The sequence below is a fragment of the Geodermatophilus sp. SYSU D01105 genome, assembly GCF_054050095.1.
On the sequence record NZ_JBJGYR010000008.1, the window covers coordinates 87,632 to 104,380 of the forward strand.

At 73.8% G+C, this 16,749-nt stretch carries 12 protein-coding genes; 7 read left to right on the top strand and 5 right to left on the bottom strand.

Annotated features, from left to right (window positions below; all coding sequences use genetic code 11):
- Positions 1-189: 189 nt before the first annotated feature.
- Entirely contained in the window at positions 190-831 is a 642-nt protein-coding gene (locus tag ACI79I_RS09500) for a hypothetical protein (protein ID WP_456992074.1), read from the bottom strand.
- Between the two features lie 172 nt (positions 832-1,003).
- On the opposite strand from ACI79I_RS09500, the gene ACI79I_RS09505 reads away from it, so the two are divergent.
- A complete protein-coding gene (locus tag ACI79I_RS09505) occupies positions 1,004-1,594 on the top strand; it encodes a DUF6642 family protein (RefSeq protein ID WP_456992075.1) in 591 nt (196 codons plus the stop codon).
- On the opposite strand, the gene ACI79I_RS09510 is transcribed toward ACI79I_RS09505, so the two are convergent.
- Positions 1,584-2,267: an NUDIX hydrolase gene (locus ACI79I_RS09510; RefSeq protein ID WP_456992076.1), complete on the bottom strand. Its 684-nt coding sequence runs from the start codon at positions 2,265-2,267 to the stop codon at positions 1,584-1,586. The two genes, ACI79I_RS09505 and ACI79I_RS09510, sit on opposite strands and share 11 nt — an antisense overlap.
- Before the next feature lie 71 nt (positions 2,268-2,338).
- On the opposite strand from ACI79I_RS09510, the gene ACI79I_RS09515 reads away from it, so the two are divergent.
- The 6 genes from ACI79I_RS09515 to ACI79I_RS09540 all read left to right on the top strand — a co-directional run bounded on the left by ACI79I_RS09515 (position 2,339) and on the right by ACI79I_RS09540 (position 7,891).
- Entirely contained in the window at positions 2,339-3,202 is an 864-nt protein-coding gene (locus ACI79I_RS09515; RefSeq protein ID WP_456992077.1) for an ARPP-1 family domain-containing protein, read from the top strand.
- Between the two features lie 3 nt (positions 3,203-3,205).
- Positions 3,206-4,612, top strand: coding sequence for an ADP-ribosylglycohydrolase family protein (locus ACI79I_RS09520; RefSeq protein ID WP_456992078.1), 1,407 nt, complete (start codon positions 3,206-3,208; stop codon positions 4,610-4,612).
- A gap of 22 nt (positions 4,613-4,634) precedes the next feature.
- Positions 4,635-5,099, top strand: a complete 465-nt coding sequence (locus ACI79I_RS09525) for a hypothetical protein (protein ID WP_456992079.1) — start codon at positions 4,635-4,637, stop codon at positions 5,097-5,099.
- A complete protein-coding gene (locus tag ACI79I_RS09530; RefSeq protein WP_456992080.1) occupies positions 5,096-6,355 on the top strand; it encodes a hypothetical protein in 1,260 nt (419 codons plus the stop codon). Before ACI79I_RS09525 ends, ACI79I_RS09530 begins: the two co-directional genes overlap by 4 nt.
- Positions 6,352-7,050, top strand: a complete 699-nt coding sequence (locus ACI79I_RS09535) for an HD domain-containing protein (RefSeq protein ID WP_456992081.1) — start codon at positions 6,352-6,354, stop codon at positions 7,048-7,050. Before ACI79I_RS09530 ends, ACI79I_RS09535 begins: the two co-directional genes overlap by 4 nt.
- Before the next feature lie 361 nt (positions 7,051-7,411).
- On the top strand, positions 7,412-7,891 hold the full coding sequence (locus ACI79I_RS09540) for a hypothetical protein (RefSeq protein WP_456992082.1): 480 nt from the start codon (positions 7,412-7,414) through the stop codon (positions 7,889-7,891).
- A 68-nt stretch (positions 7,892-7,959) separates the two neighbouring features.
- Here the strand turns inward: ACI79I_RS09540 and recD are convergent, their stop codons facing one another.
- Genes recD through recC form a run of 3 tightly spaced genes read right to left on the bottom strand, consistent with a single transcriptional unit; the run spans position 7,960 to position 16,618 of the window.
- Positions 7,960-9,891, bottom strand: coding sequence for an exodeoxyribonuclease V subunit alpha (recD, locus tag ACI79I_RS09545; RefSeq protein WP_456992083.1), 1,932 nt, complete (start codon positions 9,889-9,891; stop codon positions 7,960-7,962).
- On the bottom strand, positions 9,888-13,292 hold the full coding sequence (locus ACI79I_RS09550) for a UvrD-helicase domain-containing protein (protein WP_456992084.1): 3,405 nt from the start codon (positions 13,290-13,292) through the stop codon (positions 9,888-9,890). The genes recD and ACI79I_RS09550 overlap by 4 nt, the downstream gene beginning before the upstream one ends.
- A complete protein-coding gene (gene recC / locus ACI79I_RS09555; RefSeq protein WP_456992085.1) occupies positions 13,289-16,618 on the bottom strand; it encodes an exodeoxyribonuclease V subunit gamma in 3,330 nt (1,109 codons plus the stop codon). Before recC ends, ACI79I_RS09550 begins: the two co-directional genes overlap by 4 nt.
- Positions 16,619-16,749 lie beyond the last annotated feature (131 nt).

A 16,749-nucleotide genomic window follows, 5' to 3' on the forward strand; every position in this document is an offset into this window, starting at 1 on the left:
TCGGGGAGCGCGCACTCCTCGGTGAGCGGCTGCCCGTCGTCGTGCGGACACTCCTCGTCGACCCGGAGCGCGGCCGGGCCGCGGTGGACCTGGGCACGGCGGCACTCCTGGGTCAGCGGGGTGGTGCCTCCTCTGTATCGGCACGCTCGCCCCGGTCTGGCACGTGGCCACGGCGGGACGGCGCAGCCATCACCCCAGGACGCTCGCGTCGCCGAACACCGACGCGCACCGTCGGCAGGTCGCTGACGCACCGACGAACCACTCGGGCGCATGGGCACGGCGGCAGGAGCGACACCAGCGGAACGAGCGGCGCCGCCGCGCGGCGATGGCCTCAGCCGCCTCAGCGACGACCTCCGGAGTCCAGAGCAGGTCGTCGCGGCTGAACTCGCGCCGGTCGGCCGGCTGCAGCTCCGTCCGCTCACCCCAGCGGGTCAGCGGACGGGCCAGCACCAACCACGGGCCCTCGACGCCGACCGCGACCTGTGCCGGCTCGCCGCTGACGAACCACTGCACCGGGTCCTCGTCGGCGCCCTCCCGTCGCCAACCCGTGCCGAGTGCCCGGACGACGTCGGCGTACCGGACGCCCAGCCGGTCGGCCAGCGCCTGCTCGTCGGAGGTCGGATCCCCCTCGCGGCCCCAGTGGAGTCCGCACGATCGGCACGTGAAGGCAGGCTCCTCCCCGGGCAGGATGCAGCCGCCGAGGGCGACCACACCGCGCTCGGCGAGCCGCATGTCCCCGACCGCGGGCAGGCCCCATCGCAGCGGGACCGAGGCCTCTCGCCCGCACTGCGGGCAGACCCGCCCCACCTGGACGCCGACCGGTTCCGCCATGCCACTCCCCGTGTCACTGACCGTCCCCGTGACGGCCGGGCGCGGATGGTGTCAGGCGCTACCGACAGAACCGGAAACCGTCACGATCGCCGCGTCGCCCTCACGAGACTCAGTCGCCCCACCCGGGCCACGCCTCCACGACTCGAGGCGATTCCCTGCGCACTCTTGGGTCATGGCGAAGCGCGGGATCTTCTGTCTGGAAGGCGAGTGGGAAGAGGACAGGCTCACCGACAGGAAGAGCGTGAGACCTGGTCTCGACATGTTGATGGCCATGAGAGACGACCAATTGATCCACCGGAACGCCGCGACAGCGGAGGAGTTCAAGTTCTACTTCTCTCGATGGGCGTCACATCGGTACGACGCCTTCCCGCTCGCCTACCTCGCATCCCACGGCAGCCGTGGGTGGTTGAACCTCGGCGGCGACTTCCTCTCCCTGGCCAACATCGCCGACTTCTCGTCTCGGCAGCTGAAGAACCGCATCATCTACTTCGGCGCCTGTGAGACTCTCGGAGCGACGGACAGCCAACTCAAGAAGTTCGTCGAGCGCACCGGCGTGAAGGCGATCGTCGGCTACACCCGACAGGTGAGCTGGGCTGAGTCCGCTGCCTTCGACTTCACCCTGTTGCCCGCACTGTTGGACGACGACGATGTGTGGGACGTCTACACGAGGCTCTACAAGCAACACCCGCACTTCGTGGAGGGCTTGGGCCTGCGCATGGCGACGCCGGATTGGGTATCGGAGCGGATCCGGGTCAGGAAGTAGTCCCAGCCAATGGTCGACGACGGACGTAGAGCTGTGCCGGCTTGCCGACCGTCCCCTCGGACATCTGCCCGGTGTCCTTGAGCTTGGACAACATCGCTCGACGGAAGGTGTCCACCGACCGGAGGGGTCCAGCCACGGCCTCGTGCAGGCGGTAGAGCTGCCGGATGGTGAACGGCTCGTCGAGCAGCCCGTCGGGGTCCGGCCGCTCCCGGTAGGCGTTCTTCATGTCTTCGACGGCGCGCTGCACGATCTCGTCGTGGTCGAACAGCAGTCCGCGGGCCTCGTCGACCGACCGCAGGACGACCTCCTCCGGCCGTGCCGCGAGCACCGGCTCGACGGACCGCCAGGACAGGGCGGCCACGTGGGCGACGGAGAGGACCCAACCGCGCTTGTCGCGACCCGGGTCGTCGAACACGTGCAGTTGACGGGGAGCGACCTCGGGCGTCAGCCCAGCCTTGTCCCGCAGCGACCGCTGCACCGCGACCGCGAGCGTCTCCCCCTCGTGCAGGAAGGTGCCGGGCAGCGCCCACCCCTCATCCTCGCCCTCCTCCCGGTGGACGAGGAGGACGACGAGCTGAGGGACGTCTGCGGTAACGGTGAGGACCGCGGTGTCGACAGCGACCGACGGCCGCGGGTAGTCGATGAGGCGCTTGCCCGAGCTGTCGCGGTACACCCTGTGGACATTAGCGCAGATATCGCCTAATCTAGAGTTAGCGCAAGGACGAGCTAACCCCGGAGAGGGTGATGACCCTGGCGGACATCGGCGTCCGGCTCCACGTCGGACAGGGCACGCACCGCGGAGCACTCACGGTTTTCCCCGTCTGGACCGACGGACCCTCGGCGGCGCCCGACTACCTGACCGGGGCCGCCGCACCGGTCGACGTCGAGGAGCGGGCCGGTTCCCCCGCCGTCGACCAGCTGGTCGTCACCAACCGCGCCGACCGGCCGGTGCTCCTGCTGGCCGGCGAGCTGCTCGAGGGCGGCTGGCAGCACCGTGCGCTCACCGCGACGACCCTGCTCCCGCCGAACCGGCCCACCGTGCTGCCGGTCGTCTGCGTCGAGCAGGGCCGCTGGCACGGGGACGCCGTCCACCGGCGGCAGGCCCGGCGCGTGCCGCTCGCCGTCCTCCCCCGGCTCGACTCCCAGGCCGAGGTGTGGCGGCGGGTGAGCCGCTACGAGGCCGTCGCCGGCCCGTCTGCCACCGACTCGCTGGCCGAGCGCCTCGACCGGGCGGCGCCGCGGGCCCGGGACCTCACCCGCGGACTGCGTCCGCTGGCAGGGCAGCGCGGACTCCTCGTCGGCGCCGCCGGGCGCCCCGCCTGGCTGGAGCTGTTCGACTCCGCACGAACGCTCAAGGCGCACTGGTCGGGCCTGCTGCAGGCCGCCACGCTGGACGCCCTCGGTCGTCCGGAGCTCCGCACGCCGGCAGCCCTCGCCCGCGGCTTCGCCGAGCGGGTGGAGAAGACCCGGCTCACCCTCGACGGACCGGCCGGCCTCGGCCGCCGGTTCCGCGGTGGCGGCCAGGTGCGGCTGGACGCCGTCGCCTGGCACGACCGCACCGTCCACCTGACCGCCGTCGACCTGACCCACCCCCTGCAGGAGGCCTGACCCATGACGCTCCACCGCTCCTCCCGCGTCGCCGGCGCGCTGGTCGGCTCTGCCATCGGCGACGCACTCGGTGCCCCTTTCGAGTTTGGCCCGCCCGGCCGGTTCACCGCCCGCTTCCCGGAGCCGGCCCGCGGCGCGCAGACCGAGATGTGCGGTGGCGGCCCGTGGGAGCCGGGCGAGTTCACCGACGACACGCAGATGGCGCTGCTCGTCGCGACGTCCCTCGTCGAGCGCGGCGGCCTCGACGAGGCCGACCTGTTCGACCGGTTCCGCGCCTGGGCGGCAGCCGACCCGAAGGACGTCGGCATCCAGACGCGCGAGGTGCTCGGCTCCGGGGAGCCGTGGGACGTCGCCGCGGCCGAGCACTTCCGCCGCACCGGGCGGGCCGCCGGCAACGGGTCGCTGATGCGGACGACGCCCGCGGCGATCCGGTTCGCCCGCGAGGGCCGCGAGGCGACGATGGACGCCGCCCGCCGGATCTCGGCGCTCACCCACGGCGACCCGTCGGCCGGGGAGGGCTGCGCGATTTTCCACGAGCTGGTGCGCGTGGCACTCGACGGTGGCGACCCGCTGGCCGCGATCCCCTCCGCGCTGGAGGCGGTGGCCGACGAGCACCGCGACCGGTGGGCCACCGTGCTCGCGCCGGACTGGACCCCTGAGGACGCCACCGAGTCCAACGGTGCGGTGTGGCCGACGCTGGGCCAGGCGGTGTGGGCGCTGCGGCACGGGCGGGACTTCGCCGAGGTGATGCGGCTGGTCATCGACCTGGGCGGGGACACCGACACGGTGGCCGCGGTCGCCGGCGGGCTGGCCGGGGCGGTGTACGGCATGGGCAGGATCCCGGCGCGGTGGGCGTCGGTGGTGCACGGCCGGGTGCCCGGCCACGGGGACAGGGTCTGGCGGCTCGCGGATCTGCAGGAGTTGGCGGCCGCGCTCGACGGCAAGGACGGCGAGCCGTACGACCCCGGCGTCATCCCGCGGATCGGCCCGCGCGAGGTGATCCCGGCCGACGAGGAGGGCCCCGGCATCTGGGCCGGCAACCTCGACGGTGCCCGGTACAGCGAGCAGGACTTCGCCGTCCTCTCGCTGTGCCGGCTGGGCGAGCCGTTCCCGCACCGGACGCACCGGATGGCCTACATCGCCGACAACGACCACAACCACGACCTGGACGCCGTCCTGGCCGACGTCCTCGACGACATGGCCGCGCTGCGCGCCGAGGGGCACCGGCTGCTCGTGCACTGCCACGGCGGCGCCTCGCGCACCGGCCTGGTGCTGCGCGGCTGGCTGGTGCGCCAGCAGGGGATGTCCGTCGCCGAGGCGACCGACTTCGTCCGCCAGCGGTGGGAGCACCTGGGGCTGTGGAACGACAGCTTCACCGCCGCGCTGCACCGCCTCGAGCAGAACCGCTGACCGGAGACCACGGGGAGCCCACATGAGCACGCTGCACGACCACCTCGACGACCTGGCCCCCTCGCCGGCGGTCCGGGCACTCGCCTCCGACCTCGCCGCCTGGACGACAGTCGAGTCCGACCGGCAGGCGCAGTACGTCAGCCTGCGCCCCTCCACGGACAGTGCGGTCGCCCTCTACGCGCACAAGACCTGGGTGTCGATCGCCCTGCCGCCCGAGCGCGCACCCGAGGTCGTCGGCGACGTCCCTGGTGCCACGCTCGACGAGAAGACGCCTGCGACCACGTACCTCCACGTCGACGCCGATCTCCTGGCTGACCGCTACGACGTCGTCCTGGCCATCGCGAAGGAGGCGATGGACTGGCGCGTGCACGGGCCGCGGTCGAGCGTCGGCACGGGCTCTGCCAAGAAGGGTGAGCAGGCACGGGACGTCTGTCCGACCTGCCGGATGGAGCTCTTGCCCAGCGGCGCCTGCGGGAGCTGCTGGTGAGCGCCCCGGACGTCGCTGGTGCACGCGACCGCGTCGCGGCGCGGGTCAGCAGGTGGGACGACGAGGACGTCGCCGTCTGGATGAAGGTCGGCGGGAACGGCGCCCTCCACGTGACCGTCAGCAGCCGGGACCCGCTCACCTACTACACACAGGGCGTCGCCCTCCATCCGGACGGGAGCGTCGTGCTCCGCGCACCTGACGACGGCTTCACCTCCCCCACCGCCAAGCGCACGACCGTCGGGACGGCGACGACTGCGGACGAGGCGGTGGACCTCGTCGTCCGCGAGGTCGAGCGGGCGGTGGCCGTTCTGCGCGAGGACCAGACACGGGCGGCGGAGTGGGCCCGTCCGGCCTGGCAACCTCCCGTCTCGGCCGAGGACCTGGCCGCGGCATGCGCCCTCTGGCAGGGCGGGCAGAACGTGGGGTCCTCGCCGATCCGCGGAGCGGCCCGAGTGCTCACCGGCGTCCGCCACTACTTCCGCGCCGAGTTCATCACCGGGTACGAGGAGAAGGCTCGGGCGTCCCGCGAGCTCCTCGAGGCCGGCGTCCACCTGCTGAGGGCAGTCAACGCGGCACCGCACATGGACGCCAACGGTTGGAACGCGCAGGTCGCACTGCCGTTCCTCGGGTTCGCCGGACGAGGCATCAAGTCCAAGCCGGACGAGGACCCGCAGATCGAGCGGCAGCTGCGGACCGGTCAGATCGAGATGCCGCTCTGGGGGGTCTCGCTCGATCGGGCGGTGGCCGACAGCTTCGGAACCCGCTTCCTGTTCGAGCTGGTCGGGCCCTTTCCCGCCGTGCCCGCGTGGGTGGCCTCGGGCGTCAAGGCGTTCGAGCAGGAGCTCGTCACCGGCGGCCGGTACCGGGTGCTGTCGCAGGAGCAGTGCGGCGAGACGACGCACGTGCGGCTGCGCTGGATGGGCGCGAGCGGTGACCGGGTGGGGTCCTACGCCGTCCTGCTGGGGGTGCTCGGTGCGGTCCCCAGCGTCTCGGGCAGCTCGCTGACCCGTACGGCCGGCAACGAGGTGCTCGAGCTGCGGCTGGGTGGTGAGGACTCCGCGACCGTGACCCGCGCGACGGGGTCGAACGAGGTGGAGGTCGTCCGCTACTGGGCGCCGGCACTCAACTGGGCCGCCCAGGGCGACGACCCGTACACGCAGGACGCCGCCATCCGGGCGGCGTCCCGGACGACAACCGTGCCGGCGGACGTCGACTCGATCGTCGCCGCCGTCCAGAAAGGGAAGGAGAAGACGTGACTGCAACGCTGGAGGACCGCCGGTCGATGGGGGCCGGCCCGCTGAGCGAGCGGTTCGACGACGCGCTGCTGTTCGCGGCGCGGCACCACCGGGACCAGCGGCGCAAGGGCTCGGAGGTGCCGTACGTGTCGCACCTGATGAGCGTCAGCGCGCTGGTGCTCGAGCACGGCGGCAGCGAGGACCAGGCGATCGCCGCGCTGCTGCACGACGCGGTGGAGGACGCGCCGGCCGGTACCGGCGGCGCGGTACTGGCCGAGATCCGGTCGACGTTCGGCGACGCCGTCGCCGACATCGTGCGCGCGTGCTCGGACGGCTTGGACGCCGACGGCAACCGCAGCGGGACGTGGGCCGAGCGGAAGCGTCCGTACGTGGCCGGCCTCGCCGACAAGCCGCTCGACGCGCTGCTGGTGACCGCGGCCGACAAGACGCACAACGGTCTCTGCATCGTTGCCGACGTCCGCCGGTACGGGCAGGGGTTCTGGTCGACGTTCAACGCGAGCCGCGACGAGCTGCTCTGGTACTACACGAGCGTCGAACGGGCGGTCGCCGAGCGGCTGCTGGGCTCCTCGATCGCCGATGCCCTGCACCGCGCCGTGGACGAGCTCCTCGCGGCCGCCGACACCGAGCGGTCTCCCGTCCCGGAGGAATGCCCTGAGGGGCGGGCGACTCCGATCTGCCGCCACCCTTTCGGGTGATCACCGACGGCCGGCCGCCTGAGCTGTCGTTCCTGTCACAGGAGTGTGATCACCTTCGACCTCTCAGCGCTCGGAGGAGGTCAGGTGGCCAGGTCGATCGGGAATTGGTTCGCGGACCACGCACGGGACTTGGCGGACGACGCACCGGACGACGAGGTCGTCGAGCGGCAGGCCCCCTGGGACCTGCAGGCGTCACGGCTGTCGACCACCCGGTCGGATCGCCGTGATGCGGGGCTGAGCGCCAAGACAGCCTGGACGTCGAGGTTCCGGGCTGGCGGCCGCAACGCCGCGCCTGGGACCCCGAACGGCAGGTCCGACTCGGCGTCGGGCTCGAGCCGCCGCCGGCTCTGTCTCGAAGTCGGTGCGCAGGAAGATCCGGGCCGCCGCCAACGTCGACACACGGGCTGACGCCCCGCGCTTGGCGGCTTCTCTCACGAAGGCCGGCACTCCGGTCAGCCCGGCCCAGGTCGCTGCTGTCCTCGGTAGGCCACTCCCTGCAGCCGGCATCGCTGGGCGCGCGACAGACCCACAGCGCGTCCCGCGGAAGATCGCCTCAGAGATCCGCCGTGCCGCGCACGCTCACCCGCAGATCGGCCACAAGAGGCTCGCCGCCCTGCTGCGGGCACGCGGCACCGACGTCACCAAGGCACAGGTCGCCGAGGTCCTGACTCGCCGCCGGCTGTCGGCCTCCCACAATGGCCGCTCCACGCAGAGCAAGAAGCCGGCCATGGTGATCAAGGTGACCGCGGCCGCTCAGACGAGCCGAACGGTGCACGAGACACCCCTGTGCCAGTCCTGCGGTGTTCGCCTGAGCATCTACGGCACCTGCCGCTGTTCGTGACCTGAGCTGCGACGAGCAGGCTCGGGTTGCCGAATACTCGCGCTCACCAGGCGCTCGAGGATTCGCCGTCACAGGTGTTGGTCGCTCCCCGGAGGCTCCGAAGCGGCGAGCCTCCCGCGGAGGCCGGTTGCCCGAGCCACCGGCTGCGCCACCGCGGCGAGCACCGCCGCCGTCGAACCGATCACGGTCACGGCAGACCGCGCCCGCGTCACGGCCGTGTACAGCATCTCCCGGGTCGCCAGCGGGGACGTCGGAGAGGGCAGCACCACGGTCACCCGGTCGAACTGCGACCCCTGGCTGCGGTGCACCGTCAGGGCGCGCATCGGCACCACCGCCCCGAGTCGGCCCAGCGCGACCTCCACGGGGTCCTCTGGCGAGCCGAAGACCCCGACCAGGTCTCCGCCGCGGTCGACAACGACGCCAGTGTCCCCGTTGAACAGGTCGTTGTCGTAGTCGTTCTCCAGCACGAGCAGCGGCAGTCCGGCATACCGGCCGTCGCGCCGAGCCGTCACGCCGACGTCCTCTGCGACCCAGCGCTCCACGAGCCGGTCCCAGTAGCCGACCCCTCGCGGCCCGCGCCGGTGCGCGCACATGAGGCGGTGCCGCTCCAACGCGACGAGAGCCCGGGCCGCATCGCCGTCCCGAGCCGCCTCGATCACCGTCCGGGCGTGGGCGACCACCTCTGCCCGCAGCGCGGCCAGCGGAGGCCCGGTCAGCGGTCCGTCGTCGGCCACCTCGTGGAAGCGCAGTTCCTTGACGCCGCTGCCGAGCAGCTCGAGTGCGGAGGTCCCGCCCCCCGTCCGGATCCGGGCGGCGAGGCCGGCGATCGGACCACCGTCGGCGTAGCGGTGCACCTTCCGCAGGAAGGCGATGCCGTTCCGCACCAGCGCCGCGGCCGACTCGGGCGCCACCGGGGCATCGGCGCAGACGTCGTGCGGCACTGCCACCTGCAACTCCGCGGCTCGCGTGGCGGTGCGCCGGCTGTCCTCCTCCGCCCCGGCCGTCAGGTCGGCCAGAACGGCGCCGGCCTCCACGGCGGTCAGCTGGTCGGGGTCGCCCACGATGACCAGCTGGGCCCTCGACGGCAGCGCCGCCAGCAGCTTGGCGAAGAGCGTCAGCGAGATCATCGATGCCTCGTCGACCACCAGCACGTCCAGCGGGAGCGGGTTGTCCGGCCCGTACGCGTACCGCGGGGACCGATAGCCGAGCCGCAGCAGCCGGTGCAGGGTCGAGGCGGGCACCTGCCGCAGCAGGTCCCGGTCGGCCTCTACGAGGGTCTGATCGCGCTCCGCCGCCTCGTGCATCGCCTCCTTCATCCGCGCGGCCGCCTTGCCCGTGGGCGCGGCCAGCGCCAGCCGCGGCGGCACTCCCACCTCTGCCAGCTCGCGGAACGCTGCCACGAGCCGGGCCACGGTCGTCGTCTTTCCCGTTCCTGGTCCGCCGGCGAGCACGGACACGCGGGACAGCGTGCAGACCGCGGCCGCGAGCCGCTGGTCGTCCGGGGCGGTGTCCGGCCACAGGCGCGAGAGCACCGTGCCGAGCCGGTCCAGGTCGACCTCCGGCGCGTCGGAGGCCCGCCGCAGCAGGTCCTCGGCCACGGCGACCTCCTGCCGCCAGTAGCGATCCAGCCAGAGCGCACCGCCCTCCAGGCGCAGCGGCGGGCGGCCATCCGCACCGACCAGCGGGCTGCTTCCAACCGCGGCCAGCCAGCCGGTCGGCTCCGGCCACGGCAGTGCCGCAGCCACAGCGGTTGCCTCCGGTGTGTCCGCGAGCACCGCCGTCCGCCGGGCATCGGCCAGCGGGAGCATCACCGACCCCTGCCGGGTGCTCCGGACGACGAGCGCCGCAGCAAGCAGCACCTGCTCGTCGCGCTCGCCGCGGAGCCGGCCCAGCCGCTGGGCCACGTGGACGTCGGCGGCGTGCAGCACCCCGGCCCGGTTGAACTCAGCCAGCAGGCCGGTGGCGTTCACCGCGACTGTCGGCTCCGGCGCGATCGTCATCGAGTCCCCTCCGCGAGCAGGTCCGACAGTGCGACGACCACGCCGGCCGGTGGGCGCCACGACCACACGCCCGGGGCGTCTCCCTCAGGCGCGCGGCCGGCCGCGTCGCCGCACATGCCGCGCAGGAAGAGGTAGAGCACACCGCCGAGGTGCTCGTCCGCCACGTAGTCCGGCTGACGCCAGCGCAGGAAGCGGTGCAGCGCCACCTGGTACAGCAGTGCCTGCAGCGGGTAGTGCGCGGCGATCATCGCGGCGTCCAGCGCGGCCGGGCGGTAGTGCCAGGCGGTCAGCGCGACCGCCGGGTCGGCCAGCCGGTTGGTCTTGTGGTCGACCACCAGGTACCGCGGCTGCCCGCCGTCGTGGACCCGCAGGACGGCGTCCACGGAGCCGGTGAGGAAGCCCCGCAGCCGCTGGCCGGCCAGTTCAGGGCTGTCCAGTGCGTCCGGATAGGCCGCCATGCGGTCGCCCGCCGGGAGCAGGTCCCGCAGGAGCTCGGCCACGTCCCCGAGCCGCACATCCGCCGCAGGCCGGTCGCCGCCGGCGAGTGCCAGCTCGAAGTCCAGCTCGGTCAGGACGTCGCTGGGCGGGACGTCCCGCAGTCGCCGGCCGCCGGCGAGCGCGCCGAGGGGGGTCGACAGCGCCGGCGTCAAGGCAGCGGCGAGCTCGTTCGGCGCCGGTCCGCCCATGCGACCAGCGAGCGTGCGGTGCGCGGCCGCGCGCAGCCGGTCCACCGGGTCCCCGTCGGCGCGCAGCGCCTCCTCCAGGACCGCGTGCACGAGGGTGCCGAACGCCGCCCCACCGGCCAGGTCGGCCATGGGTGATGGCACGTCCCGCAGCCGCTCCTCCGCGGCGGGCCCGCCCGGGACGTCGTCCACCGGGACGTCGTCGGTCTCGTCCTCCTTGCCCATGACCTCTGGCTCGACGACGACGGCGGCGTGCTGCTCGTGAACCCGCCGGGTGAGGCCCGTGTAGGAGGTCCGCCGCCAGTCGGTGTCGATGGTCTGGGTGAGCTGCGCGGCCGCCAGCTCCTCGTCCGCCCCGGTCGCCGCTGGGGAGGCCGACGGGCCGGCCTCCTCCGGCGCGGTGAACGCGACGACCTCCACTCCACCGGGGGCCGCAGCGGCCAGGGCCTGGAATCGGGCGAGGGCGTCGTCGTCGCTCGGCACCGCCACCTTCGCCGGCACCTCGACCGAGGGGGTCGGCGCGAACAGCAGCCGGTGCAGCGGACTCGTCATCGTCGAGCTCCCCGGCGCCCACCAGAGCACCAGCCGGGAGACGGCGCGGGTCATGGCCACGTAGAGCAGGCGCAGCTCCTCGCCGGCGCTGTCGTCCTTCTCCGCCTGGCAGGCCGCCTGGTAGTTGGCGGCGGTCTTGCCGCCGACGTGCCGCACCCGACGGCCAGCACCGTCGTGCAGCCGAGGCAGTTGCTCCCGCGGTCCACCACCGGCTGAGTCCCAGGCGAACGGGACGAAGACGACAGGGAACTCCAAGCCCTTGCTGGCGTGGACGGTCACGATCTGCACCGCGGCGTCGTCGGTGGACAACCGACGCGCCCGTTCCTGGTCCTGGTCCTGCCGGGCCTCCTGGATCCGGGCCCGCAGCCACGCCTGCAGCCCGCTCAGGCCGAGCCGCGACCGCGTCGCCTCGGCGTGCAGGGCCTCTGCGATGTGCCGCCGGTCGGTCAGCTCGCGTTCCCCGTCGGGCCGACGGAGCAGGCGCACGGGCAGTTCGCGGTCCGCGGAGATCGCGGCGAAGAGGGCCGCCACGCCGCGGCGAGCCAGCACCTCCTCCCAGGCCCGGAGGACGTCAGCCAGCTCGTCGGTGGCCTCACTGCCCCGCTCGTCGATCTCGGCGGCCGTCCAGCCGAACCAGGCGGTGAGCGCGAGTCGTCGCACCAGGCCACGGCGGTGCGGCGCGCCGAGGGCCTCGAGGAGGAGCACCCAGTCCTCGGCCGCGTCCGTGGCGAAGACGCTGAAGACGCCGGTCAGCACAGAGGGCACACCGCACGCCAGCAGCGCGTCGCGGACCAGGAGGGCCTGGGCGCCGGTGCGCACGAGGACGGCGACGTCGCCACAGGTCAGCTCACGGCTCGACCCGGTGCCAGAGCGCGGGGTGACGGTGTGACCGGCGTCGAGCAGAGCGCGCACCTGGACGGCGACGTCGCCGGCGACCGCCTGCCGGGCGGCGTCGACCTTGATGCGGTTGCCCTGACCGGCGGGCAGCCCGACCCGCAGGAGCTGCCGGACGGCCACGGGGGCGTCGGCGCGGGGGCCGACCGCCGTTCCCGCGTGCCCGGCCTGCACCGGGCGGACGACGATCGAGGGGTCCCCGAGAGCGGCGCCGCGGAAGAGCGTGTGTAGGCCGTCGAGGAGCCGGCGGTCGCTGCGCCAGTTGGTGTCGAGGCTGGCGTGGGCGGTCGCGAGGCCCTTGGCAGCCAGATAGGTGCGGATGTCCCCGCCCCGGAACCCGTAGATCGCCTGCTTCGGGTCCCCGATCAGCACCAGGGTGCGCGCCTCGTGGAAGGCGAGCCGGAAGACCTCCCACTGCACGGGGTCGGTGTCCTGGAACTCGTCGACGAGGACCACCTGGAAGCGGTCCCGGAGCCGGGCCTGGGCGGACGGCCCGGTCACCGGGTCGGCCAGCGCGTCCCGGGTCCGGACCAGCAGGTCGTCGAACCCCTGCACGCGCAGCGCCCGCTTGCGCCGCTCGCCCTCCGCGCGGACTTCGGCCGCGAAGTGCACGCGGAAGCCCGCGAGCGAGTCGATCGGCTCGTCCGCGGGGGCGAGCAGCGCCTGCGGGTCGTCCAGCGCGGCGGCTCGCGCGACGGCACGCGCGTCCTCGTGGGAGAAGTCCGGTGCCGCCAGGTCGCGACGGGAGCGGTCGCGGAACAGCCGGAGGTAGACGTCGTCGCAGACCTCGTCGACGAGGTCCCGCAGGTCCTCGCTCAGCGTGGTGCCGGGGTCTACGTCGGCCACGACACCGAGCCCGCGGAGGGCCTCCTGGCAGAACTGGTGGATCGTGGCGATGGTGGCCGCGTCGTAGTCGGCCAGGGCCTCGGTGAGCCGGCGCCGGCGCTCGGCGACCTCCGCCTCCGTCCCCTCGGCCAGCAGCGCGACAATCGCGTCCGCCGAGCTCCGGGCGCTCGCGGGATCGGCCAGGGCGTCGCGCGTGACGGCGAGCCGTTCCCGGATGCGGGTTCTCAGCTCGCTGGTGGCCAGGCGTCCGAAGGTGACGACGAGCAGCTCGCCGAGGCGGGCCTCCCCCTCGGCGAGGTACCGCGTGACGAGGGCGGCGATCGTGTACGTCTTGCCCGTGCCGGCGCTGGCCTCCAGGACGGATGTGCCCGTGGGCAGCGGCCCGCGCAGGTCGACCGGCGCCACGGTCGGAGGGACGGCGGTCATCGGAGCTCCTGCTTCTCGTGCTGCAGCACCGGCTCCCACACCGTGCGGGCAAGGCGGTCGAAGTCGCTGTCCCCGGGGGCGCCGGTCGGGAAGGTCCCGGGCGGGGCAGTCCAGGTACGCAGCGTGTCCAAGGGCGCGCCTTCCCCCCAGACCAGGACATGGGCCTCGTCGGCGTCCTCCTTGGGGAAGTGGCCGGAGACCCAACACCGTGCCGCTGCCGCCCACGCGCCGTCCGGGTTGGCGCGGGGTACGCGCGCGTAGGCCTCCCCCGTGCCGACGGGCAACGGGAGCGGCGTGGAGCAGCCGACGGCCCGCAACCGCACGAGCTCGCACAGCGCCTCCAGCGCGGCCTGGCGATCGAGCGGCGGGAGGGTGACCACGGCGACCCGGTTGTCGTCGCCGCGACCGACGAGGACGGCGCGGCAGGCGCGGTCCGGACGCGCAACCGTGACCGCGAGGAACTCGATCCACGCGCGGAGCCGCTGCTTCGCGCGGATCTTGGAGTAGGTTACGGTGACCAGCGCGTCCCCGTGGACGCCTTGGACCACGCCCGTCAGCCGCGGCCCGCCAGGCAGCGCCACGTCCACGTCGACCGTGTCGGCAGGACCGGTGCGGATGTCCGCGCTCTGCGCGAGAAGGCCGTCCACCTCGGCGCAGACGTCGGCCAGCAGGCCGTCGCCCAGCGGGGACGGCGGGAGGTGCCCCCGGGCCTCTTCGACCGCTCGGGCGGCCGCCGAGTCCAGCCCGCGCAGGCAGTCCTGCAGCACCCGGTCCCCCACGCCCCAGAGCGCGAGGTTGTCCGGGTCCAGCGGGAGGGTGGCGGCCGGGAACTCGCCGGAGGCAGGGAGCACGACCTCCAGGCGCTGCCGGAGGAACTCCTTGGCCGGGTGCTGCCAGAACGAGACGAGTCGGTCGAGCTCCACCACCTGCTCCCCCGTCCGCGGCAGCGGCTCGTCCAGGAACGGGGGGACTCCGGCCCGATCCTGGCGTGCCGACTGCGCTCCGGCCAGGGCGGTGGTGTCGAAGGAGAACGGTCCCGGCCGGCCCAGCAGGCCCGGGACGAAGTTGCGCCGGTCGAACGGCTGGAGCGGGTGGCGCACCACGACGGCCTCGCGCGCCGGCCGGCCGTCGGCCGTCACGGCGATGGCGTCGAGCGCCTCGAAGAGCTCCCCGAGCGGGACGGCTGGCGGGAGCTCCGCGCCGGTCCTGACGTCGGCGCCGCAGTACGTGACCACCAGCCGCTCGCCCGCCGCGCACAGAGCGTCGAGCAGGAGTTGCCGGTCCTCGCTCCGCGGGTCTCGCTCGCCCAGGCACGGATCGCGCCGGAGGAGGTCGTCCCCGTCGATGGAGGCCTGCCGCGGGAAGGCGCCGTCGTCCATGCCCAACAGGCAGACGACGCGGTGAGGCACCGACCGCATCGGGGTCAGCGTGCAGACGGTCAAGCCGCCGTTGCGGAAGCCGGCGGACGTGGGTCGGGCCTCGATGCGTCCGGCGACGAGCGCCGTGACCTCGGCGAGGCAGACCTCGGCCTCGCATCCGTCGGCACTGTCCCGGACCTCGTCGAGCACCCGCCGCAGCCCCGCCGGCTGCCACGCCTCGTCCGCGGGGACGTCGGTGAGGAACCCGACCGCCTCCTCCAGGAGGTCGACCCACGCCGAGGCGGTGTGCCGGCCGTTCATCCGCATGACCGCGTCGTCGAGCCGGTCGATGAACTCCGCGAAGCGGCCGGCCAGGTCGATGGCGGCCGAGTCGACGCCGTCCACGGGGAGGGCGGTGCCGCACGGACCGCCGTCCTCGTCCAGCGCGACCCCGGCCAGCAGCCGGTCGACGCCCGCCCGCCAGGTGCCGTCCTCGAGGTCCCCGAGCTGCCAGCGGTCCCGATGGGCAGCGTGAAGGCCCCACCGGACACCTGCGGCGACCGTCCAGTCCCGCAGCCGCTCGAGGTCGTCGTCGTCGAAGCCGAAGCGTCGCCGCACCGGGTCGGCACCGGCCAGGTCGAGGACGCTCGTTGCGGGCACGCGGCTGCCGGCGAGGTCGAGCAGGTCGGCAGCGACGCCGAGGAGTGGGTTGACCATCCGCGGCGACCGGTCGGCCATCGACACCCGCAGCTGGCTGCCGGGGTGGTCGTCGGCGCCGAAGACAGCCTCGATCAGCGGCGCGTAGGTCTCCACGTCCGGGCACATGACCAGGACGTCCCGCGGCTCCAGCGTCGGGTCGTCCTGGAGCAGGCCGACGACGACCTCCCGCAGGACCTCGACCTGGCGGGCGCGGCCGTGGCAGGCGTGGACTTGGACGGACCGGTCGTCCTGTGCAAGCTGGTGTCGCCGTGCGGGACGGTGGTCGGAGGACAGGCCGGCCTGCAGGTGCTGGAGCAGGGTCAGCGGCGCGGCCGGCCGGGCCGGCGGGTGGTGGACGTCGCTGGCCGGGGCCAGCGCGAGCAGCCGCGCCTGCAGCTCCCGGACGTCACGCGAGAGCGAAGCCAACAAGGGGTTGCGGATCGGCACGCGGAGGTCGGCCCGCCTTTGGCCGGTGGGCGCCGCCTGCGTGACGGCGTCCCAAAGCGCTGGGCTCGCGGAGTTGATCCAGAGGTGGACGTCGCGGGAGTCGGCGAGCGCGGCGAGCACCTGGAGGTTTGCGGCGTCGATCCGGCTGGCGCCGAAGACGCTCAATCGCGCGGGCAGGTCGACGGCGGCGGGGCTCCTGCGGAGTTCGCGGCACGCGTCGTCGAGGAGCTCGGCCGGTGAGGGGTGCGCGACGCGCCGCCGCAGCCGGCGCCAGAGCTCGGGCTGCCAGCTCAGGTCGGCCGGCGCGGTGGAGTCGCCCGCCTGCCATGCGCGGATCAGGTGGGGACGGGCCGCGGCGTAGCGGGCGAACGTGTCGGTGAGCCGGTGTGCGACGCCGTAGCGCCGGTCGCTGGGCGAGCCGTCGGCCGTGGTGAGGTGGCGGCGCAAGGCGGCGCACCAGTCGGTTCCTTCGAGCGGGGCCTCGCTCAGGACCTCGTCGAGGACGTCGAGCATCGACCAGACCACTCGAGCGGGCTGCCAGGCGTCGACCGCGGCGGCGTGGTCAGGGCTTGCCGCCGCGACCGCGCGGAGCAGCAGGTCGCCCGGCCGCGGGAACTCGACGCGGGCGCAGATCCCGTCTCGCTTGCCGGTGGCGCCGAGGTGCGATGCCAGCTGCTGTGTGATCCAGCGCTCGATCCCCCGGGCGGGAACGGCGATGACATCCCGCTCGAAGGGGTCCTCCGGCGGGTCGGCGAGCTGGTGGACGAGCGCGTCGACCAGCGCCTGGGCGCTCTCGGACCGGTGGAGGTGCAGCCCTGACACTGCCCGCTGCATCACCAGGTGAGCCAGCGACCGCGGACGAGCGCGCCCCGGAGCCTCAGGGACGCGAGCACGCCGGGTTGGCGATGGGTCGAGGCGCGGCAGGCCACGGCGGCGAGTTCGTACATCGGTTG